The organism is Pseudomonas sp. UBA5666 (assembly GCF_002420785.1).
Taxonomy (GTDB): domain Bacteria; phylum Pseudomonadota; class Gammaproteobacteria; order Pseudomonadales; family Pseudomonadaceae; genus Aquipseudomonas; species Aquipseudomonas fulva.
Genome location: NZ_DIIQ01000048.1, coordinates 40511 through 61894 on the forward strand (window position 1 = coordinate 40511; position 21384 = coordinate 61894).

The window sequence follows — 21384 nt, forward strand, 5'->3', positions numbered from 1 at the left end:
GTGTCCGTCAATAGGGTGCATGATGCCGATTTACTTATTCGCTCTAGTGAACTATAAAAAGCTTCAGTCAAGGAGTTACGAGTGAGTACAGCTGAAGTCCTGGCAAGCGTCGACATCGTCGCGCTGCGCCTGCCGCCTGGCAGTGAGCACCTGCAGGTGCTTCTGCATCGCCGTGAGCGAGAACCGCACCATGGTCAATGGGCACTACCCGGTGTGATCATCAATGGGCGCACCCCTGATACCAGCCTTGAGAGCGCTGCCCACCGCGCCTTGAGCGAGAAAGCGCGCGTCCAGCCGCACTATCTGGAGCAAGTCGTTACCGAAGGCAATGCCTTTCGCGATCCACGGGGCTGGTCGTTGAGCACCTGTTACCTGGCGCTGTTGCCCGCCTGCCAGGAAGTCGAGAATGAGCAGCTGGCCTTTTTCGACCTCGCCGACGTGGTGGAACGCAGGGTGCTGCTGCCATTCGATCACAACCTGCTGGCGCGCCGAGCCCATGAGCGGCTCGCGGCCAAGTCCGTCTACAGCAGTTTGCCGTTGTACCTGCTCGACACCCGGTTCACCGTCCTCGATGCGCTGGGGGCCATGCAAGCCTGCCTGGGCCAGCCTGTGAACGCGACATCGCTGCGCAAGCGCCTGGAGCGCTTGCGCGTGCTGGGCTGGGTCAAGGACACAGGCGAAAAGAATCAACCACCCATGGGGCGCCCGCAGCAACTGTACCAGTACACCGCGCAAGGGCAGGGGCCGTTCATGTTCGACCGTAGCTTGCTGCCGGAGGGCAGTTGAGCATCGACCCGGCAGACTGGCCGCGCGAGGTAGGGCCAGTGCCGACATTGAACGACTGATCAATCTCAGTGGAACGAACCGCGAGTCAATGCCTCTTATCCAGAGATGGATGGCCTGTGCCGCGGATTCCCCTGACATGAGATCGCTCCAAACCTCTCTGATCGATGACACCTCCACACCGCTGAGCTTCCTGCTCAATGGCGGTGAGATCGGCCGTCTGCTTCAAACGATGAACTGGCAGGATTCTCCACTTGGGACGCCACATGGCTGGTCCCCGCACCTTCAGGCCGCGATGGCCACGCTCCTGCCAGCGCAGACCCAGGTCGTGCTGTTCTGGGGCCCGGACTATGTCGCGCTGTACAACGATGCCTATGCGCCCACCATCGGCAACAAGCACCCGCAAGCCCTCGGGCGCCCGGCGCGTGAGAATTGGGCCGAGCTGTGGGATGACCTCGAACCGTTGCTGCGCGGTGTGCGTGACACCGGGCAGACGTTTTCGGCCAAGGACCGCGCTTTTTATATCGAGCGCCGTGGGCACGGTGAGACGGTGTATTTCGATGTGTCGTATTCTGCCGTGCGCGAGGCTGATGCAAGCGTTGGCGGTGTCTTGTGCCTGGTCACAGAGACCACTGACCGCGTGCGCTTCCACCAGCGCCAGGCGTTTCTTCTGGAATTGAGCCGCACATTGCCTGGGCTGGGTGATGCTGCGCGCATCGAGTCCTATGCGGTTCAACGCCTGGCGCAGGAGTTGGGGGCGGCCAGGGTCTGCTTCGGTGAAGACAAAGGCGACGGTGTCGGCTTCAAGGTCAGTCACGACTGGACCGAGGGCGTGACGTCGTTGGTGGGCACGCATTCGTACCTGACGTTCGGTACCGACTTGTATGAGCAATTGAGCGACGGCAGGACCGTTCAACATAGCTACGAACAGCCCGAGCCTTGTCTGGCGGGCATAAGCACCACCTTGCATGCCCCTGTGCTGCGCGGGGGGCGACTGGAGGCCGTGTTGGCCGTTCATTTCAGTGATGCGCGAGGATGCTTCGAGGAGGACTGCCAGCTTGTGGAAGAGACCGCCAAGCAAGTGTGGGCTGCAATCCTGCACGCCCGCGCCGAACAGGCGTTGCATCTGCTCAACCAGAGCCTTGAGGAGCGAGTTGCCACGGCGCTGGCCCAGCGCGAGTCGGTGATGATGCAACTGCACGAAGCCCACAAGATGGAAATGATCGGGCAATTGACCGGTGGTATCGCCCACGACCTGAATAACATGCTCACGCCGATCATTGGGTCGTTCGAGCTGTTGCGCCGCCATCCGCAGACCGATCGTGCGCCCCGGCTGATCGACGGTGGCCTGCAGGCAGCTGAACGTGCGCGCAACCTGGTCGCTCGCCTGCTCAGCTTCGCACGCCGCCAGACACTCAAACCGCAACCTGTGTCCTTGGCAGCCCTGGTCGAGGACATGCACGAGTTGATGGCGCGCTCGCTCGGGCCCACCATTGCCGTGCACGTGAATATCGATCCGTCATTACCCTGCGTCGTGGTCGACCCGCACCAACTGGAGTTGGCCCTGTTGAATCTGGCGGTCAATGCCCGCGACGCCATCGGCGGCGCCGGCCAGCTGCAAATCATCGCCGGTGATGACACTCACTGCCTGGCGCCGCCCGAGGACCTTGCGGGCAAACGTTTGGTATGGATTCAGGTCAGGGACAACGGCTGCGGCATGGACGATGAACAACTCAGGCGGTGCATCGAACCTTTCTTTTCTACCAAGGAGGTGGGCAAGGGGACTGGCTTGGGCTTACCAATGGTCCAAGGATTGGCGGTTCAATCCGGCGGTGGGTTCGAGATTCATTCCATACCAGGCCAAGGGACTCAGGCGACGCTGTGGTTGCCGGCCAGCGACGCATTGCCCACCCACCGTGACATCGAGCCCTGCGACGGGCCTGTGGCCGAGCGTCCGAGCCGGATACTGCTGGTGGACGACGAAGAAATCGTGCGTCACGCAACGGCCTTGCAATTGCGCGACCTGGGCTACGAGGTGACCGAGGCGCCAAGTGCAGTGGCCGCCCTGCGCCTGGTGGAAAAGGGGTGGCTGCCTGATGTATTGGTGACCGACCATGTCATGCCCGAGATGACTGGCGTACGCTTTGCCCAGCAAATGCGCCAGCATCACAGCGAGCTGCCGGTGCTGATCATTACGGGCTATGCGAACCTGACGCCGCGCCAGCTAAGCGGTTTCGAAGTACTGCGCAAGCCTTATCGACGCGCCGAACTCGCTCAGAGTGTGGCGCGCCTGCTGGCGGGGGCTTCCCTCAGTCGACGCTGACACGCCAGCATCAGCCTTTTTGCAGGCTGCACATCTGCTCTTGCTCCAGCAAGGCGGCGGGCGACTGTTGCGGCAGGTAGAGGGTGAAGGTAGTCCCCTGGCCCTGAACACTGCTGACCTTGATATCCCCGCCGGACTGTTTAGCGAAACCGAATACCTGGGACAAGCCCAGACCAGTGCCTTGCCCGGCAGGCTTGGTGGTGAAAAAGGGGTCGAATATACGCTCGAAGAGCTCCGTACTGATGCCAACGCCCGTGTCGGTTACAGAAATGGCAGCATACGCGCACGGATCGGGGACCTCATCGCGGCCTACCGGTAAGTGCTGGTGGGCTTCGAGACGTATGCGCACGACGCCCACCGCAGCCATGGCATCGCGGGCGTTGAGCATCAGGTTGATGACCGCCGTTTCCAATTGGCTAACGTCGGCGCGCACATGGCACGGCGAAGCGGGCAAGTCCAGCTCGACGTCAATGCTGGCGCCTGCTGCGGTGTCGAACAGGTCGGCCATGGCTGCCAGCCGCGCCGCTGCGTCGAACACCTGCGGGTTCAAGGCCTGGCGCCGTGCAAATGCCAGCAGCTGGCCGGTCAGTTTGGAGCCGCGCTCGACCGTCTCGACCATGGTGCGTAGATAGCGCATGCGTCGGTCGTCGTCCAAGCCTGGACGCTGCAAGAAGTGCAGCGAGGCATGAATGATGGTCAATATGTTGTTGAAATCGTGCGCCACACCACCTGTAAGCTGGCCGATGGCCTCAAGCTTCTGGGCCTGGCGCAGCTCCGCTTCGGTGTGCAGCAGTTGCGTAGTGCGGGTCCGTACGTGTTGCTCCAGGCTCGTATTGAGCGCCTCGAGCGCCAGCAGGGCGGCCTGCGTTTCGCCCGTGGATTGGGCATGCTGGATATGTGCCCAACTGCGTTCGGTCACATCACCGAGCAACGCCCGCTCATATTCGGTCCACGCGTGCGCCGACGTGCTGTTGAGCGCCATCAAGGCGGTAAGCCGCCCGCCTTTTATCAGCGGCACACAGCACGTGGCGGCGATCCCGAGGGCTGCAAACACAGCCGCCTCAGAATCGGGAAGTTCCTGCCTGCAATCATCGAGCGTCAATGCCAGCCCGCTGCGCAGTCGTTCATTCGCCTGCTTGCCGAAATCTCGCAGGCGATGCTCTCCGATCAATGAGGGGCTTGCGTCGGTCAGCGCTTCGCCACAGACCGTAAAGGTATCATCGTCGGATTGCATGACCGCGTAAGTACAACCTGATAGCCCCAGGTGATTGGCGAGCAGGCGTGTGGTCGTCGCCATGATCTCCTGAGGATCAACCGCTTGGGCCACTGCCCGACCGAGCTCGTCCAGAAACGCCAACCGTTGGTTGGCGAGCACGGTCGCCGTGGTTTCGGTAACGGTATCGAGCATTCCAAGCACATTGCCCTGCAAGTCACGGATAGGGCTGTAGCAGAACGTGAAGTAGGCACGCTCCGGTCCGCTATTACGGTCGATGACCAGGGGGAAGTCTTGGATGTAGACCGCTTCGCCCTTGAAGGCCCTGTCGGCCATGCAGCGGATATCGTCCCATGCCTCCTGCCAGACCTCTGCAAACGGCACTCCCAGCGCCACCGGCTTGCGCCCTAGAATCGGAAGAAAGGCATCGTTGTGAAAGGTCAGCAGATCGGGCCCCCACAGCACAGCCTGTGGAAAGTGCGAGCCCAGGCACAGCGCCAAGGTGGTCTTGAGGGTATCGGGCCAGTTTTCCAGCGGACCTAACGAGGTGCACGCCCAGTCATGCCCAAGAATACGGTCGGCCATCGCGCCGCCGCCTGCTAGCCACTTCGCCATCTGCTCTGCCGATCATTGAAACAGGGGGCTCTAGGGTGCACCCTTGAGGCAAGATTGGCGAGCGTTTTATGGCGCTTGGCCAGTCAGCGAATGAAATGCACCTTGCCGACGTCATCGTTGCCCGTGTAGATCCCGTAGACACCGGCCTGACGCTCGAGAATGTATCGCTCGAGAATCTGCCGGATAGCGGGGTAATAGATGTCATCCCACGGGATCTGCTCTGGCTCGAAAAACCGATAGGCCAGGGTTTCCGGGCCAAACTGGCCCGTTTCCTCGGTGACGAAGGCGCGGAAGATGATGTAGACCTCGCTGATCTTCGGCACGCTGAAAATGGAGTAGGGGCAGACGATTTCTGCCCGTACGCCGCTTTCTTCCCACACCTCGCGCAGCGCCGCCTGCTCGGTGGTTTCGCCCGCTTCCATGAAGCCTGCCGGCAGCGTCCAGGTGCCGGGGCGAGGGGGGATGGCGCGCTGGCACAGCAGGTATTTACCGTCGCGCTCGATGATACAACCGGCAATGATCTTGGGGTTGATGTAATGGATGTAGCCGCAGCTGGCGCAGTGCAGCCGCTCATGGGTGTCTCCCGCAGGCGTGCCCTGGGCCAGCGTCGTGGTGCAATGAGGGCAGTAGCGGGGAGCACTGGGCATGATCAGCGGCCTATGCGAGGTTCCTTGAGGGCCAGGGGGGCGACGATATCGCGAACCTTGGCATTGTCGTCTTGTTTCTGGCGCAGGTAATCCAGGGCAACCTTGGCCGCGGCACGCACGTGATCCACCGAGGCCTGGTGGGCTACCAGCGGGTCGCCGCTCTTGATGGCCTCGACCATCTTTTCCATTTCCAGGTTGCTGGCTCCGCGGCGGTTGGCCTGGGATACCGATGTGGCACGCAGGTAGCTGATGCGCGCCTGCAACTGACGAAGCTGCTGCGCCGCAACCTGGTTGCCTGAACCTTCCAGCAGCACGTCATAGAATCCTTGCACCGACTCGAGCACCTGCTGCAGCTCACCTTCCTCCAACGCCTCACGGTTGACGGCCAGGGCTCGTTCCAGCGCGCGGATGTCCTTGGCCTTGGCATTGAGCGTGAACAGCTGCACGATCAGGCCCTCGAGTACGCACCGCAACTCATAGATGTCGCGCGCATCTTCAAGGGTGATGATCGCAACACGCGGGCCCTTGGCATCGGCGAACTCCACCAGGCCCTCGGATTCCAGGTGGCGCAGGGCTTCACGCACGGACGTGCGGCTGACGCCGAGGCGGTCGCACAGGTCGCGCTCGACCAGGCGATCGCCTGGGAGCAGGTGGAAGTTCATGATCGCGCCGCGCAGTTTGTCGAGCACGATTTCGCGCAGGGTAACGGGGTTGCGATTGACCTTGAAGCTGTCGTCCAGTGGCTGGCGTTTCATCGAGTGTGCTCTGAATAAGGCTGCCCGGCCACGACCGAAACGGGGCACCACGGCCCTGGGTGCTCCTTGCGTGGGTACGAACAGCCCGGTGTTAACGGGTGGACTCCGCGTCGGCCTCGGCGAACGCTTCCCGGGCCAGGCGGAAACTGTCCACCGCCGCCGGGACGCCGCAATAAATGCCGACCTGGAGCAGAATCTCGCGTATTTGCTCGCGGCTCAGGCCGTTGCGCAAGGCGCCGCGGATGTGCAGCTTGAGCTCGTGTGGCCGGTTGAGTGCCGAAATCATGGCCAAGTTTATCATGCTGCGCTCCTTGAGCGACAAGCCTTCGCGGCCCCAGACATGGCCCCAGCAGTACTCGGTCACCAGTTCCTGCAACGGCTGGGTGAATGCGTCGGCATTCTGGATTGACCGGTTCACATAGTCTTCGCCCAGGACCTGGGTGCGTATCTGCAGGCCTTTTTCGTACTTTTCATTGCTCATGCACGCTACTCCGAAATAGAACAGGGGCGCAAACGAGGGTGAGACGCCAGCGCGGCCCCTGGAAAAGGCGGGCCTTAGCCCAATGGGGGCAGGGCGCCCAGCTTGCCTTTGTGGTACACCATGGGCGTCATCGGCTCGGCGGGCAGTACCAGGTTTTTCACGGCACCGACAATGATGGCATGGTCGCCGCCGTCGTACTCTCGCCACAGCTCGCACTCAATGATCGCCGTGGCATTGTCCAGCAGCGGGTTGCCCAAGGCGCTCAGGTGCCACTGTACGCCCTTGGCCTTGTCCTTGCCTTTACCGGCGAAGGCATAAGCTTCAGCCGTCTGGCCTGCCGACAGCAGGTGAATGGCGAACTGCTTGCTGTCGCGCAGGATCGGATAGGTGTCGGAGGCGTAGTTAGGGCAGAACAGCACCAGCGCCGGGTCGATCGACAGTGCGCTGAAGGCACTGGCGGTGATGCCGACAATGCCACCCTCGGCGTCCAGGGTGGTGACGACCGTCACTCCGGAGGGGAAGGAGCCCATCACGTCTTTGTAGATGCCGGGTTCGATCATCGGTATTACCTCCTAGCGCATCACGAAGGGGTCGGGCATGGGGGCGGTGGACAGGTTGATCCACACGGTTTTCAGCTCGGTGTAGGCCAGCACGGAGTCGATGCCACTTTCGCGTCCGTAGCCGCTGTTCTTGAACCCACCGATGGGCGCCATGGCAGACACGGCGCGGTAGGTATTGACCCAGATGATCCCCGAGCGCACGTCGCGCGCCAGGCGGTGGGCACGTCCCAGGTCGCGGGTCCAGATACCAGCGGCCAGGCCGAACTGTGAATCGTTGGCAATCGCCAGCGCCTCTTGCTCGGTCTTGAAACGGATGACAGCCGCCACCGGGCCAAACACCTCTTCCTGCATGATGCTCATCGAATTGCTGTCGCATTCGAACAGCGTCGGCTCGTAGAACCAGCCCTCGCCATCGACCTCGGCCCGTTTACCGCCCAGGTGCAGCTTGGCGCCTTCGGCCTTGGCCGCGGCGACCAGCTGCTCGACCACGGCCAATTGCTGAGCGGTGGCCATAGGGCCCATCTCGCTGGCATCGTCCTGGGGGTTGCCAATGCGAATGCGCTGGGCACGCTCGACCAGACGCTTGACGAATTCATCGAAGATTTCGTCCTGCACCAGCAGGCGCGAGCCGGCCACGCAGCTCTGTCCAGACGCGGCATAGATCCCCGCCACGGCACCATTGATGGCGCTGTCCAAGTCGGCGTCTGCAAAAATGATGTTCGGCGACTTGCCGCCCAGCTCCAGCGACAGCTTGGCGAAGTTCTCGGCGCTGCTGCGCACCACGTGGCGAGCGGTTGCCGCACCGCCTGTGAAGGCGATCTTGCGCACCAGCGGGTGACGGGTAAGCGCCGCGCCGGTGCTCGGGCCGTAGCCGGTGACCACGTTGACAACGCCAGACGGAAACCCGGCTTCCAACGCCAGGCGCGCCAGCTCCAGAATCGTCGCCGAGGCATGCTCGGAGGGCTTGAGTACGATGGTATTGCCCGCGGCCAGTGCCGGCGCCAGTTTGATCGCCGTCAGGTACAGCGGGCTGTTCCATGGGATGATCCCGGCGACCACACCGATAGGCTCATGCACGGTGTAGGCGAACAGGTCCGGCTTGTCCAACGGCAGCGTGCCGCCTTCGAGCTTGTCGGCCAGGCCTGCGGTGTAATGGAAGAACTCCGGCAAGTAACCTACCTGCCCACGGGTCTCGCGGATCAGCTTGCCGTTGTCACGGCTTTCCAGCTGGGCAAGGTGTTCCTTGTTCTCGGCGATCAGGTCCCCAAGACGGCGCAGCAGCTTGCCACGAGCCGTGGCAGTGATACCCCGCCAGGCCTGGCTTTCGAATGCCCGCTGGGCGGCTTGTACCGCCAGCTCCACATCGGCTTCGCCTGCGTCCGGCAGCTGTGCCCAGGGCTGTGCGGTGGCCGGGTTCAGGCTGTCGAAAGTCTTGGCGCTTTGTGCATCGCACCACTGGCCGTCGATGCACATCTGAAAACGAACGAGGGTCATGCCACAATCCCCTTGGCTGATTCGGTCAGGCTGCGGGCTTTGGCGAGAAAGTCCAGCAGCATCTTGTTCACTTCGCGCGGCGCCTCCACCGGCATCATATGCCGCTGCTCGGTCAGCACCACACTGTGCGCACCCGGGATACGGGCGGCAAGCTGGCGGGCCATGGCCGGCGTAGAGCCGGTATCGAGCTCACCTGTGGCGATCAGCGTCGGCACCTGAATGCTGCCCAGATCACCTGCGCGGTACATGTCCTGGGTGGCAAACAGCGAATAGGTGGTGTGATAACCCTGTGGGTCGTTGCTGGCCAGCACCTGACGGATGGCAGCGACCTGGGCCGGGTTGGCCGCCTTGTACTCGCGGCTGAACCAGCGGTCCAGTGCCGCCTCGACATTGGCGTCCGGGCCCAGCTCTGCTGCCTGAGCGGCACGGGCGATGACCCCGGCGCTCTGTTCGGGGCTGCGGTTGAAGACGCTGTTGAGCACCACCAGGGCAGCGATGCGCTGGGGGTAGTGCAGGGCGAAGGCACGTGCGACCAGGCCGCCCATGGAGAAACCGATGACGATGGCTTGGCTCAGTTGCAGGTGATCGAGCACCTCGGCCAACTGGGCGGCATAACCTTCTAGGCCGACGTCGGCCGGGGGCAAGGCGCTCTGGCCGTGGCCGAGCATGTCATAGGCGATGACGCGGTAGTCGTTGGCCAGGCCAACGATCTGACCGCCCCACATTTCCTTGTTCAGGCCCACGCCGTGAATGAGTACCACGGGTTGACCCTGACCGACGGACAGGTAACTGGTGCCGGCGGGGGTATGTTCAGCGACGGGCTGAATCATGGAGGGCGCTCCTTTGAGGTCGGGCGTGGTGGAAGAATCGCCACGCCCAGGCCCGGCTTGATTGTTGTTATTGAGCGTTGGCCTTTTCGGCCGCCAGTTCTTCCAGGTCGATGTAGCGGTTGCCAATGCGCGGGTGCAGGCGGCCGCCATCGGCAGCGCCAAGAACTACCACGATTTCATCGGCGCGAGGTGCGTCCTCGATCTGCATTTCCAGGGTGATGTAGTGCGAGCGCAGGCCTTCGTCGTCTTTTTGCATCATCGGAATCTGGATCGACGTGCCAGGGCCACCACGCTTGTTGGTGAAGCTCAGGTAGCTTTTGGCCTGCACGGCTTCGCGATAGTGATTGCCGAAGCGCAGGGTATGGATGACGGCCGAAGCGTGTTCGATTTCACCGTCGGCGCCCACCACTGCAGCCTTGCCGTAGGCCTCGATCTTGTCGGCACCACCGATGGCGGCGGTCAGACGCTCGACCATCAGCGCGCCCAGTTCCGAGCAATGCGCGCGGATTTCGGGCTTAAGGTCGTCGACGAAGCCACGGCCAGCCCAAGGGTTTTTGATGACCACCGCCAGGCCCACCATGGTGACCGGCTTGTCAGTGGCCTTGCCACCTTCAATACGCGTCTCTTCGGAGTAGGTGACGATCTTGCGAATTTCAAAACTCATGGGGGGCTCCTGTACGGTGTGATCAGATCTTGTTGTCTGATGGTATACCATAATATTTGTTCTGCAAGCACTGCGTGGTGTTTTCTCATCCAGCCGGGACGAAAGGTGAGCTGATGTGCAGGTCTGCATCGCATCTGTATCAAGCAAGCGGCGCAGCACTTAACGTTGGGCTGAAAAAAACCCGCTCGCGCGGTGCCAATTGGCCCACGCGAGCGGGCATGTCCCGCAAGAAATCAGGTAATGGGATTCAGGTGAACGCCGGGATCACTTCCTTGATGAACAGCTCCAGCGATTTTTTCTTCTCAGCGTGGGGCAGGCTGTTGTCACACCAGAAGCTGAATTCGTCGACGCCCAGCTCCTGGTAGTACTTGATGCGCGCGATGATTTCTTCCGGGGTGCCGATCATGGTGTTCTTGCGGATGTTCTCAAGTTCGAAGGCAGGGACTTCGGCAAACTTCGCTTCCGGGCTGGGCTCCAGGAACCCATTGACCGGCGTGGTCTTGTTGCCGAACCAGGCGTCGAAGGTGCGGTAGAAACGAGAGATCGCGCTGGCCCCTACCTTCCAGCCGTCCGGCTCTGCCGGGCTGTGCACGTGGGTGTGGCGCAGCACCATCAATTGTGGGCGAGGCACGTCGGGGTTATTGTCCAGGGCGGCCTGGAACTTGTTGCGAAGGTCCAGCACTTCCTCGTCGCCCTTCATCAGCGGCGTGACCATCACGTTGCAGCCATTGGCCACGGCGAAGTTATGCGAGTCAGGGTCGCGGGCCGCGATCCACATGGGCGGCGTAGCATTGAACGGCTTGGGTACGCTGGTGGAGGTCGGGAACTTGTACACCTCGCCTTCATGGGCGTAGTCACCCTCCCACAGTTTGCGTACCACCGGGACCATCTCGCGCAGTGCCTTGCCGCCATCGGTGGCTGGCATGCCATTGGCCATGCGATCGAATTCGAATTGATAGGCACCCCGGGCCAGGCCCACTTCCATGCGCCCGTTGCTGATCACATCGAGCAAAGCGCATTCGCCGGCGACGCGGATCGGGTTCCAGAACGGGGCGATGATGGTGCCGGCGCCCAGGCGGATCTTCTCGGTACGCGCCGCCAGATAAGCCAGCAATGGCATGGGGCTTGGCGAAATGGTGTATTCCATGGCGTGGTGTTCGCCGATCCACACGGTGCTGAAACCGCCGTCTTCGGCCATCAAGGTCAGTTCGGTGAGGTCTTCGAACAACTGGCGGTGGCTGACCTGTTCATCCCAACGTTCCATGTGCACGAACAACGAAAATTTCATGGGGCATTCCTCGGACTGGTTGTGTCACCCGGCGTAAAGCCGGGTATCGCGGCGAGCAGAACATTGCTTCCCGCCAAGTGCGTTCAGCGGTGCAGAGATCAGGCGAGCGCGGGCAAGCTGGCCATTTTTCCGCGGCAGTACACCATCGGCAGCGGCGCTTGCTCCGGCACGATCAGGTTGTGGACCTTGCCGACCATGATCGCGTGGTCACCCCCTTCGTACTCGCGCCAAAGCTCGCATTCGATCACGGCGGTAGCGCCGGCGAGGATGGGGTTGCCCAGCGCGCTCAACGACCACTCGATACCGGCCGCCTTGTCCTTGCCCTTCTTGGCGAAAGCATAGGCTTCGGCCTGCTGGTTACCGGACAACAAATGAATGGCAAAGCGCTTGTGCTTGATCAGCACCGGGTAGGAGTCGGACGTGTAATTGGGGCAGAACAGCACCAGGGGAGGGTCCATCGACAGGGATGAGAAGGCGCTGGCGGTCAAGCCAACAACCGAGCCGTCGTCGTCCAGGGTGGTGATGACGGTAACGCCAGAAGGGAAGGAACCCATGACGTTCTTGTAGACGGTTGCGTCGATCATCTGATGTACCTCTTAAAGCTGCGGTGGGCCGCGGTTTTTATCGTTGATGTGTCTGATGGTATACCGTAATACCTTTTTTGCAAGCACATTTTTCGGCTTGGCTAACACTGCGATGAATGGTTCAAAGCCGCGCAGTTAAAGGGGTACACGCGTAAACGAACGAATTGCGGTACTCGCTAAATCGTATCAGCTGACAATTTGAAATACGGATCAGTATTGTCAAAACCTTGGAATACCATAATATGGTCTTCAGCTGAGAGGCCGCCTAGATGCGGTTTCCTTACAACGATAAAAACGACCTTTCGAGCTAAAAATCATGTCCCAACCGTCGTCGCAACATCAGTTTGTCGAGAATCACACGGTCGATTACGTTCCACCTGCCGAGCGCCATGGGAAGGCGCGCGACCTGTTTACCCTCTGGTTCAGCACCAACATTGCACCACTGCCCATCGTCACCGGCGCCATGGTGATCCAGGTGTTCAACCTGAACCTGCTATGGGGACTGATCGCTATCGTCCTGGGGCACTTGCTCGGAGGCGTGGTGATTGCCCTGGCCTCTGCACAAGGGCCGCAGTTGGGCATCCCGCAGATGGTGCAGAGCCGGGGGCAGTTCGGACGCTACGGCGCGCTGCTGATCGTTTTCTTCACCGCGCTGATCTACGTGGGCTTCTTCATCTCCAACATCGTACTGGCAGGCAAGACGATCCACGGCATCGCACCCATGGTCCCTATGCCCGGCGCGATCGTGATCGGCGCCTTGAGTGCCACCGCCATTGGCATCGTTGGCTATCGCTTCATCCACATCCTGAACCGTATCGGCACCTGGGTCATGGGCTCGGCGTTGCTGGCTGGTTTCATCATGATGTTCACGCAGGTACTGCCGGGCGACTTCTTCAGCCGTGGCGCCTTCAACCTGTCCGGGTTCATCGCCACCGTGTCACTGGGCACGATCTGGCAGATCAGCTTCTCGCCGTACACCTCCGACTATTCGCGCTATCTGCCGCGTGAAGTGGGCATCGCGCGTCCATTCTGGGCGACCTACTTCGGCGCCACCCTGGGCACCATCCTGTGCTTCAGCTTCGGTGCAGTCGCCGTGCTATGCGTGCCCGAAGGCACCGATGCAATGGATGCCGTCAAGCAGGCGACCGGCTGGCTCGGGCCGATCCTGATGGTGCTGTTTCTGCTCAACATCATCAGCCATAACGCCCTGAACCTGTACGGCGCCGTGCTTTCGATCGTGACGGCAATTCAGACGTTCTTCGCCCAGTGGACGCCGAGCATCAAGGTGCGTGTGGCCCTGGCCAGCGTCATCCTGGTGGCCTGCGCACTGGTCGCGCTCAATGCATCGGCCGACTTCATCGGCCAGTTCATCGGTCTGATCCTGGCGCTTCTGCTGGTGCTGGTGCCCTGGGCATCGATCAACCTGGTCGACTTCTACCTGATCAAGAAAGGCCAGTACGACATCGCCTCGATCTTCAGCGCCGACGGTGGCATCTATGGCCGCTTCAACCACCACGCGATCATTGCCTACGCCTGCGGCATTCTGGTGCAGTTGCCATTCGCCAACACTGCACTGTATGTCGGCCCCTACTCGAACATCGTCGAAGGGGCCGACCTGTCGTGGCTGTTCGGTTTGCTCGTGACGGTGCCGCTGTACTACTGCCTGGCGACCCGTGGCAAGGTAGCGCAGAACGTGGGGCGCGTGGTCAGCGTCAGCAAGTGAGCCTATGGCTCCACGTGGAGGGGCCGCTGGACGGCCCCTTTCTGAGGATTACACCTTGAATTGCGCAACCATGGCATTGAGGTCTACCGCCAGGCGTGACAGATCCTGCGCTGCTGCGCTGGTCTGGTTGGCCCCGGCCGAAGTCTGCATGGACAGATCACGGATGTTGACCAGGTTGCGATCCACTTCTCTGGCTACCTGAGCCTGCTCCTCCGAGGCGCTTGCGATCACCAGGTTACGCTGGTTGATCGAGGCGATGGCTTGGGCGATGACCTCAAGCGCCCGCCCTGCACCTTGCGCTACCTCCAACGTACCGGCCGCTCGACCCTGACTGCTGGACATCGCCGTCACGGCGCGTTCGGTGCCGTTCTGGATGCCCGCGATCATGTGTTCGATTTCCGCAGTCGATTGTTGAGTACGGTGGGCGAGGGCGCGCACCTCGTCGGCCACTACAGCAAACCCTCGGCCTGCTTCACCTGCTCGCGCCGCCTCAATGGCGGCGTTGAGTGCCAATAGGTTGGTCTGCCCGGCGATAGCGCCAATCACGTCCAGCACCCGGGTGATTTCATTGGCGCTGCTGGCCAGCTGCTGCACCTGTGCCGACGTGCCGGTGACATCGGCGACCAACTGCTCGATAGACTGCAATGCCTGGTTGACCTGATCGCGGCCGTCACGGGTCGTGCGGTCTGCGCCTTTGGACGCGTCCGCCGTGCTCACGGCATTGCTGGCGACCTCTTCCACGGCGACGGTCATCTGGTTGACAGCCGTGGCAGCCTGGTCGATTTCTGCGCTTTGCTGGTGCAGGCCGCGGCTGGTGTCTTCCGTCACGGTGTGCAGCTCTTCGGACGCCGACGCCAGTTGGTCCGAGGAGGCCGCGATGCGGGCAATGGTCTGGCGCAGGTTGGCTTGCATGCGGGCCAAGGCTTGCAGCAGCAAGGCGGGCTCATCGCGGCCCTGGGCCTTGATCGGTTGGGTCAGGTCACTGGCCGCCACGCGCTCTGCGGCGGTGACGGCCTCGGCCAGCGGCACGATGATGCTGCGTGTGAGCAGGTAGGCGATCATCACCAGTGCCAGCAGGATCACCACCAATGCCGTGATAATGGCCACGAATGCCTCATCGGCCACGTCACTGCTCAGCTGGGAGGCAGCTTCTGCGCCTTTGGCGTTGAAGGCGATGAGCGTGGACATGGCTTGCATCATCGTTTCGGCACGCGCCGTCAGCGGGCCGTTGATCAGCTGGCGAGCAGTGTCCATGCGCCCGGCCGAAAGCTCGGCCAAGACCGTCTCCTGAAGCTCGTGGTAGTGCTGGTAGGCGCTGCGGGCCGTTTCGAAAAGCGCGCGGTCTTCACTGGACACGATGGTTGCCACGTAGGCCTCGAAGCCTTCGTCCAATTCGCGTTCGATGTTCTGGATCGTATTCAGGTAGCGGGTGCGCTCGCTGGCGTCTTCTTCCAATGCACCGCGCAGGGTGAGGGCGCGCGTACGGCCCAGGTTGCTGTTGATTGCACTGAGCGACATGACGGTGGGCATCCAGGTCAGGCGAATCTCATCCGTGGACTCATCCATCTGCTGTGTTTCATACAGGGCGACCAGCCCCATGGTCAGGATCAGCATGCCCAACAAGGCAAACACGCAGGCTGCGCGAATGCCGATCTTCATGTTCCTGAAATGCATTGAAGGCTCCTAGGAAAGGCGTGCAGGGGCGAGGCGCGTTGGCGCAAGCCGTTCGGGACGGCTCCAGGCTCTGGAGAGGCTATGGGGCGGGAGGGGGAGTGCGATGAACTTAAACGCGCGGATGATGACATAAAGCCATTATTGTAGGACAGTCATGCAATGTAACGAGATGCTAGCGCCAATGCCCTGCACGCAGGCGCTGGAAGCGGCTTCACCTTCGCCCTTGCTGACGCCGATACGCCCCCGGCTGAACACCCACTGCCTTGGCGAAGGCACGCGTGAACGCCGCCACAGATTGATACCCCGCCTGGACGCCAACCTGCTCGACCGTATGGCCAGCGCGCAGCAGCTGGCTGGCATGGCGCATGCGCAGTGCCAAAAGCACTTGGCCGGGTGACTGCCCGGCCAGCTCGCTGAAACGCTTGAAGAACGCCGACCGCGACAAGCCCGTGCACGCCGCCATGCGCTCCAGCGTCCAGATGGCCCCAGGGGCCTTGATCAACTGTTCGAGCAAGTCGGCAAACGCCGGCTGGCGGGCAAGGGCGATCAGCCCTCCCAGCGGCTGAGCGCCATGCACCTGTTGGCGCAAGGCATAAAGGAACAGCAGGTGCGTCAGCCGCTCCAGCAAGACTTGAGACGGCCCGTTGGCGCGCCGGCATTCTTCCAGGATCAGATCGAACAACGCCCGTGCAGCGCTGCCAGCGGGATCCTCGGCGCGCAGGATGATCAGGTCGGCCATTGCGTCGATGATCAGTGCCGAGAGGCCGCTGCTGAAATGGAAGAATCCACAGACCAGGCCCACCCCATCGCTGGCTTGGGTATCCAGGGGCTGCATGGTTTGGCGTGGTTGGGCGCAGGCCTGCGCTGCATCGGCTTCGCTGGCAAGCCGATAACTTACGTCACGCAGCAGGAACACGGCGTCGCCGCGCTCAAGGCGCACTGGCTGTTCGAGGGTATCGGCGTGCAGCCAGCAGCCGCCTTGCACGACCAGGTGAAAACTGGCGTGACCCATGCCGTGGGTGCTGGCGTGCCAACCCCCGCAGTAACGGCCGACATGGAACAGGCTGGCGTCTAGCTCGAGGTTTTCTAATAACCGCTCGACGAGATGGCTGGACGAAATCATCTAAGGCAAACACTCAGAAGCAAGTAAAAACGACTGATGAATATGGAGCGTACTTCTTATAACCAACAGACTGTACTGATACACGGCAAAGGAGATTACCCCATGTCCTCGCGCATTACCCTACACGACCTGCAGACCGCACCAGAGGCGGCCAAGCCGTTTCTTGAAAACGCCCAGAAGAACTCGGGCTTCATCCCCAACCTGCTGCGTGTCTTGGCCAATGCGCCAGCAGCGCTGGAGACCTATGTCACCGTTTCGGCGTTGAACGGTAAGTCGGAGCTGACCTTGGCCGAGCGCGAAGTGGTGCAGTTGATCGCCGCCACCCAGCACGGTTGCGACTTCTGCGTGGCGGGCCATACCGCAGTGGCCCTGAATAAAGCCAAGCTGCCCCATGAAGTGGTCGACGCCCTGCGCGCGCGCGGTGAGCTTCCCGACGCGCGTTATGAAACCCTGGCGGCGTTTGCCCGCGAAGTCATCGCTACCCGCGGCGACGTGAGCCCGGCAACCTACCAGGCTTTTCGTGACGCCGGCTTCACCGAGGGCAATGCGCTGGAAGTGATTCTGGGCGTCAGCCTCGCAACCCTGTGCAACTTTGCTAATGTGTTCGCCCAGACGCCGCTCAACGAGGAGTTGGGTAAGTACCGCTGGCAACAGCCGTCTGCATAAGGCGCAGGCAACCCGCCGCACGGCGGTCGGTGCAGGAGCGGCCATTGGCCGTGGACGGGTCGCCAGGCGGCCGCGGCGTTTCAAAAGGAGCAAGAACACATGCAAGAGTGCGCATTTGGACAGTGGCTGGATGCCAATGCCGAAGCCATCGACCGAGGCCAGTGCGAGCCGCAACGGGTGCTGTCGCAGATCGCCCAGTCGCAGCTGCTGCGCGTTGGCATTGACCCTGCCCTGGGTGGTTCAGGTGGTCAGATCACCGATGCCGTGGAGGCCATCGCAGCCATTGCCAGCCGTTCACTGGCGACGGCCTTCGTTTGCTGGGGGCAGCGGGCCTTCATCGAGTACCTGCTACAGAGCCCCAATGCCGGGCTGCGCCAACGGCTACTGCCTGCACTGCTGAGCGGTGAACTGGCCGGCGCTACGGGTTTGTCCAACGCCATGAAGTTTCTTTCGGGTATCGAGACACTGCAGGTGCGCGGTAGGCCTCTGGAGGATGGCTGGGACCTGGAAGGGCGGTTGCACTGGGTGACCAACCTGCGCAAGAGCGGCTTCGTTGTCGCCGCGGCTATCGAAGATGAAGGCGGTGGCGCCCCCTTCGTGCTGGCCATTCCGTCCGATGCTCAAGGTCTTGAGCGCTCAGATGACCTGCAACTGATGGGCTTGCAGTCGAGTAACACCGCTGCGCTGGCCTTTCACCAGGTGCAGCTGCCGCGTGACTGGTTGCTGCACGATAACGCACGTGAATTCCTACCCCGGGTGCGGCCGGCTTTCCTGGGGCTGCAGTGCGGCATGGCCATCGGCCTGGCGCGCAGGGCGCTGGAGGAAGTCCAGGGTCACCTGCACGGGCGCGCTTCGTTCCTGGATGAAGCCAGGCAGGTACTCGGTGCTCGCCTGGAGAACACCGTGAGCGAGCTCAAGCAGGGGCTGCTCGATGAGCGCTTCAAGGAGCAACCGGCAGCGCTGTTCAAATTGCGCATCACCCTGGCCGAGTGCGCTGCCGATGCCGTGCAGCTTGAGCTTCAGGCAAGCGGCGGCAAAGCTTACCTGTGCGAGTACGGCGAAGGCTTCGCTCGGCGCTGGCGTGAGTCGGCCTTCGTGCCCATCGTCACCCCCAGCCTGGTGCAACTGCGCGCTGAACTTCACCGCCAGGCAGCATCGGCATGACCCGCGTGGTGCTACAAGCCCAGGGCATCAGCCTGGGTTACCCCCGTGCCGAGGGCTGGCAGCAGGTACTGGCGCAGTTCGATCTGCAACTGGCCCCAGGCGAGGTGGTGAGCATCCTGGGCCCCAGCGGGGTCGGCAAGTCCAGCCTGCTGCGCGTGCTGGCCGGCCTTCAGCAACCCCAGGGTGGGCATGTGATGTTGCACGGCCAGCCACTGCAGGGTCCGCATCCGCGCCTGGCAGTGGCCTTTCAGGATCCAAGCCTGCTGCCTTGGCTGAGCCTGGAAAAGAACGTTGCCTTCGGCCTGGACTTCGCTCGCCAGCCAGCGCTTGCCGCAGACGAGCGTCGGGCACGCGTCGACCATGCCATTGCCGCCGTGGGCCTGGAGCATGCGCGCAACCAGTACCCGGCCCAGCTCTCCGGCGGCATGGCCCAGCGCACGGCATTGGCCCGTTGCCTGGCGCGCCAACCTGAAGTGCTGCTGCTCGACGAGCCATTCGGTGCGCTGGACGAGGTGACCCGCGCCGACATGCAGCAACTGCTGCTGCAATTGATCGCCACGCACAACACCGCGGCGGTCCTGATCACGCACGACATCGACGAAGCCCTGCTGTTGTCCGACCGCGTATTGCTACTGGGCGACCACCCAGCGCACACGCTCGGGCAATGGCGCGTCGACCTGCTGCAACCCCGGACGCAGCAGGTCGAGGCATTGGGCGCCTTGCGCATCGAGATTCTCAAAACCCTTCGGCGGGCAAGCCGCTCAAACGAACCTCAACCCACCCCGTTGCCCTCGGAGGCTGTCCATGTGCATGGATGACTGCTGCGGCGCTTCTTCGCGTCGCGATTTTCTCAAGATGAGCGCACTGCTGACCGCAGCTGGCGCCTTGCCGCTGCTGTCCAGCCTGCAGGCGCGCGCCGCCGCAGAACCCGATGCGCCTGTGCGCATCGGTTATCTACCTATCACCGATGCCACCCCGTTGCTGGTGGCGCATAACAATGGCCTGTTCGAAGCCGAAGGCATCAAGGCCGAACGGCCCGTGTTGCTGCGCAGCTGGGCACAGGTGATCGAAGCGTTCATTTCTGGGCAGGTCAACGTCATTCACCTGTTGTCACCGATGACGGTTTGGGCGCGTTACGCAAGCAAGGTGCCGGCCAAAGTGGTGGCCTGGAACCACGTGGGCGGTTCGGGGCTGACGGTAGCGCCGGACATCACCGACATGAAACAGCTCGGTGGCAAGACCGTGGCCATTCCGTTCTGGTACTCGATCCATAACGTGGTGCTGCAACAGATGCTCGCCGACAGCGGCCTGACCGCCGTGTCCAAGCCTGCCACAGCAGCGCTCGCCGCCAACGAAGTCAACCTGCTGGTGCTGCCTCCCTCTGACATGCCCCCAGCGCTGGCCAGCAAGCGCATCGCCGGCTACATCGTCGCCGAGCCGTTCAACGCCTTGGCCGAAAACCTCAAGGTCGGTCGCGTGCAGCGCTTCACCGCAGACGTCTGGCGCAACCATGCCTGCTGCGTGGTGTTCATGCACGAGCACGACCTGAACAACCGGCCGGACTGGTCGCAGAAGGTGGTCAACGCCATCGTCAAGGCCCAGCAATGGACCCGCGAACACCGGGCAGAGGCGGCTGCCTTGCTGTCCAAGTCAGGCCCTAACAAGTACACCCCGCACGATCCCGCGGTGTTGACCAAGGTGTTGGCACCCGCTGCCAGCGACCGTGCCGACTACATTGCCACTGGCGCCATACAGCACCAGCAGTGGGATGAGAAACGCATCGATTTCCAGCCGTACCCGTACCCCAGCTACACCCAAGAGCTCGTTACCCGGCTCAAGCGCACCCTGATCGAAGGCAACAACGCGTTCCTCGCCGACCTGGACCCGGCCCACGTGGCCGGTGACCTGGTCGACGACCGTTTTGTGCGCAACGCCATCGCCAGCGTCGGTGGCCCTTCGGTCTTCGGTATTGGCGACAGCTTCGAGCGCAGCGAGGAGTTCGCGGTCTGATGCGCAAGCACGTGGTACATGCCAGCCTGGGGCTGGCCGGATTGCTGGGGTTGCTGCTGGTCTGGTGGGCGGGGGTGGCAGCCTTCGGCCAGCCCGATGGTCTGTCGGCACGCTTCTCGCCCTCAGCCACCTTTACCAGCCTGATCGAGCTGCTTGGGCAAGGCGAGGTGTACGGTCACATCTGGGTCAGCCTCAAACGAATCCTGATCGGGTTAGTGCTGGCACTGCTGATAGGCGTGCCCCTTGGGCTGTTGGTGGGCAGCTACCGGCACCTGGAGGCGGCGACTACACCTGCTTTTCAGTTTCTGCGCATGATCTCGCCGCTGTCGTGGATGCCGGTCGTGGTGATGCTGATGGGGGTGGGCGACCAACCTATCTACTTCCTGCTGGCGTTCGCAGCGCTGTGGCCGATCCTGCTCAATACCGCTGCCGGTGTAAGGCAACTGGACCCGCGCTGGCTGCAGCTGAGCCGAAGCCTGAGCGCCACCCGCTGGGAAACCTTGTGCAAGGTGATCGTCCCTGGTGTGATCGGGCACGTGCTCACAGGCGTACGGCTGGCCATCGGCATTCTGTGGATCGTGCTGGTGCCCTGCGAGATGCTCGGGGTGAGCGCAGGCCTGGGATACTTCATTCTCGATACACGCGACCGTCTGGCCTATTCAGAGCTGATGGCCATGGTGCTGCTGATCGGGGTGTTGGGCTTTGCCCTGGATGCGCTGGCCCGTGGTCTGCATCGCCGTTGGGTGCATGCCTGAGTGTGGGCAACCTGCGCCGTGTCACAGGCGCA

The 21384-nt window shown here is 62.2% G+C and carries 20 protein-coding genes; 8 read left to right on the top strand and 12 right to left on the bottom strand.

Going from position 1 to position 21384, the window contains the following annotated elements:
- Positions 1–81 precede the first annotated feature (81 nt).
- Together B2Y33_RS21105 and B2Y33_RS21110 are read left to right on the top strand one after the other, a co-directional pair.
- Positions 82–786, top strand: a complete 705-nt coding sequence (locus B2Y33_RS21105) for an NUDIX hydrolase (RefSeq protein WP_027914821.1) — start codon at positions 82–84, stop codon at positions 784–786.
- 136 nt (positions 787–922) lie between these two features.
- Positions 923–3106: a response regulator gene (locus B2Y33_RS21110; protein ID WP_059183948.1), complete on the top strand. Its 2184-nt coding sequence runs from the start codon at positions 923–925 to the stop codon at positions 3104–3106.
- A gap of 10 nt (positions 3107–3116) precedes the next feature.
- Here the strand turns inward: B2Y33_RS21110 and B2Y33_RS21115 are convergent, their stop codons facing one another.
- From B2Y33_RS21115 to B2Y33_RS21160, 10 genes are all read right to left on the bottom strand, one after another.
- Complete coding sequence (locus tag B2Y33_RS21115) at positions 3117–4934, bottom strand: ATP-binding protein (RefSeq protein WP_027914823.1); 1818 nt, start codon at positions 4932–4934, stop codon at positions 3117–3119.
- A gap of 83 nt (positions 4935–5017) precedes the next feature.
- A complete protein-coding gene (locus B2Y33_RS21120) occupies positions 5018–5581 on the bottom strand; it encodes an NUDIX hydrolase (protein WP_028686373.1) in 564 nt (187 codons plus the stop codon).
- A 2-nt stretch (positions 5582–5583) separates the two neighbouring features.
- Positions 5584–6336 (bottom strand): GntR family transcriptional regulator, encoded by a 753-nt coding sequence (locus B2Y33_RS21125; protein ID WP_023535134.1) that lies wholly within the window; start codon positions 6334–6336, stop codon positions 5584–5586.
- Positions 6337–6427: 91 nt separating this feature from the next.
- A complete protein-coding gene (locus B2Y33_RS21130) occupies positions 6428–6817 on the bottom strand; it encodes a carboxymuconolactone decarboxylase family protein (protein WP_023535056.1) in 390 nt (129 codons plus the stop codon).
- Positions 6818–6891: 74 nt separating this feature from the next.
- Positions 6892–7377 carry a flavin reductase family protein gene (locus B2Y33_RS21135; protein WP_027914825.1) on the bottom strand — a complete coding sequence of 162 codons (486 nt, stop codon included), beginning with the start codon at positions 7375–7377 and terminating at the stop codon, positions 6892–6894.
- A 12-nt stretch (positions 7378–7389) separates the two neighbouring features.
- Positions 7390–8871 (bottom strand): aldehyde dehydrogenase, encoded by a 1482-nt coding sequence (locus B2Y33_RS21140; protein ID WP_206405494.1) that lies wholly within the window; start codon positions 8869–8871, stop codon positions 7390–7392.
- Positions 8868–9701, bottom strand: a complete 834-nt coding sequence (locus B2Y33_RS21145; RefSeq protein ID WP_027914827.1) for an alpha/beta fold hydrolase — start codon at positions 9699–9701, stop codon at positions 8868–8870. Before B2Y33_RS21145 ends, B2Y33_RS21140 begins: the two co-directional genes overlap by 4 nt.
- Positions 9702–9768: 67 nt before the next feature.
- Positions 9769–10365 carry an amino acid synthesis family protein gene (locus B2Y33_RS21150; protein ID WP_023535107.1) on the bottom strand — a complete coding sequence of 199 codons (597 nt, stop codon included), beginning with the start codon at positions 10363–10365 and terminating at the stop codon, positions 9769–9771.
- A gap of 247 nt (positions 10366–10612) precedes the next feature.
- On the bottom strand, positions 10613–11653 hold the full coding sequence (locus B2Y33_RS21155; protein WP_027914828.1) for an LLM class flavin-dependent oxidoreductase: 1041 nt from the start codon (positions 11651–11653) through the stop codon (positions 10613–10615).
- A gap of 98 nt (positions 11654–11751) precedes the next feature.
- Complete coding sequence (locus B2Y33_RS21160; protein ID WP_088523440.1) at positions 11752–12237, bottom strand: flavin reductase family protein; 486 nt, start codon at positions 12235–12237, stop codon at positions 11752–11754.
- A 316-nt stretch (positions 12238–12553) separates the two neighbouring features.
- On the opposite strand from B2Y33_RS21160, the gene B2Y33_RS21165 reads away from it, so the two are divergent.
- Positions 12554–13960 (top strand): purine-cytosine permease family protein, encoded by a 1407-nt coding sequence (locus B2Y33_RS21165; RefSeq protein ID WP_049695865.1) that lies wholly within the window; start codon positions 12554–12556, stop codon positions 13958–13960.
- Between the two features lie 48 nt (positions 13961–14008).
- Here the strand turns inward: B2Y33_RS21165 and B2Y33_RS21170 are convergent, their stop codons facing one another.
- Together B2Y33_RS21170 and B2Y33_RS21175 are read right to left on the bottom strand one after the other, a co-directional pair.
- A complete protein-coding gene (locus B2Y33_RS21170) occupies positions 14009–15634 on the bottom strand; it encodes a methyl-accepting chemotaxis protein (RefSeq protein WP_049695866.1) in 1626 nt (541 codons plus the stop codon).
- Positions 15635–15845: 211 nt separating this feature from the next.
- The gene (locus B2Y33_RS21175) at positions 15846–16757 is read right to left on the bottom strand and encodes an AraC family transcriptional regulator (protein WP_027914832.1); all 912 of its coding nucleotides are present in this window, start codon (positions 16755–16757) and stop codon (positions 15846–15848) included.
- Positions 16758–16859: 102 nt separating this feature from the next.
- Here B2Y33_RS21175 and B2Y33_RS21180 point away from each other — a divergent pair, with 102 nt between their 5' ends.
- The 5 genes from B2Y33_RS21180 to B2Y33_RS21200 all read left to right on the top strand — a co-directional run bounded on the left by B2Y33_RS21180 (position 16860) and on the right by B2Y33_RS21200 (position 21352).
- Positions 16860–17423 carry a carboxymuconolactone decarboxylase family protein gene (locus B2Y33_RS21180; RefSeq protein WP_088523439.1) on the top strand — a complete coding sequence of 188 codons (564 nt, stop codon included), beginning with the start codon at positions 16860–16862 and terminating at the stop codon, positions 17421–17423.
- A 99-nt stretch (positions 17424–17522) separates the two neighbouring features.
- Positions 17523–18587 carry an acyl-CoA dehydrogenase family protein gene (locus tag B2Y33_RS21185; RefSeq protein ID WP_027914833.1) on the top strand — a complete coding sequence of 355 codons (1065 nt, stop codon included), beginning with the start codon at positions 17523–17525 and terminating at the stop codon, positions 18585–18587.
- On the top strand, positions 18584–19405 hold the full coding sequence (locus tag B2Y33_RS21190) for an ABC transporter ATP-binding protein (protein WP_088523438.1): 822 nt from the start codon (positions 18584–18586) through the stop codon (positions 19403–19405). The genes B2Y33_RS21185 and B2Y33_RS21190 overlap by 4 nt, the downstream gene beginning before the upstream one ends.
- Complete coding sequence (locus B2Y33_RS21195; protein WP_027914835.1) at positions 19392–20597, top strand: ABC transporter substrate-binding protein; 1206 nt, start codon at positions 19392–19394, stop codon at positions 20595–20597. Before B2Y33_RS21190 ends, B2Y33_RS21195 begins: the two co-directional genes overlap by 14 nt.
- The gene (locus tag B2Y33_RS21200; protein WP_027914836.1) at positions 20597–21352 is read left to right on the top strand and encodes an ABC transporter permease; all 756 of its coding nucleotides are present in this window, start codon (positions 20597–20599) and stop codon (positions 21350–21352) included. The genes B2Y33_RS21195 and B2Y33_RS21200 overlap by 1 nt, the downstream gene beginning before the upstream one ends.
- The last annotated feature ends 32 nt before the right edge of the window (positions 21353–21384 follow it).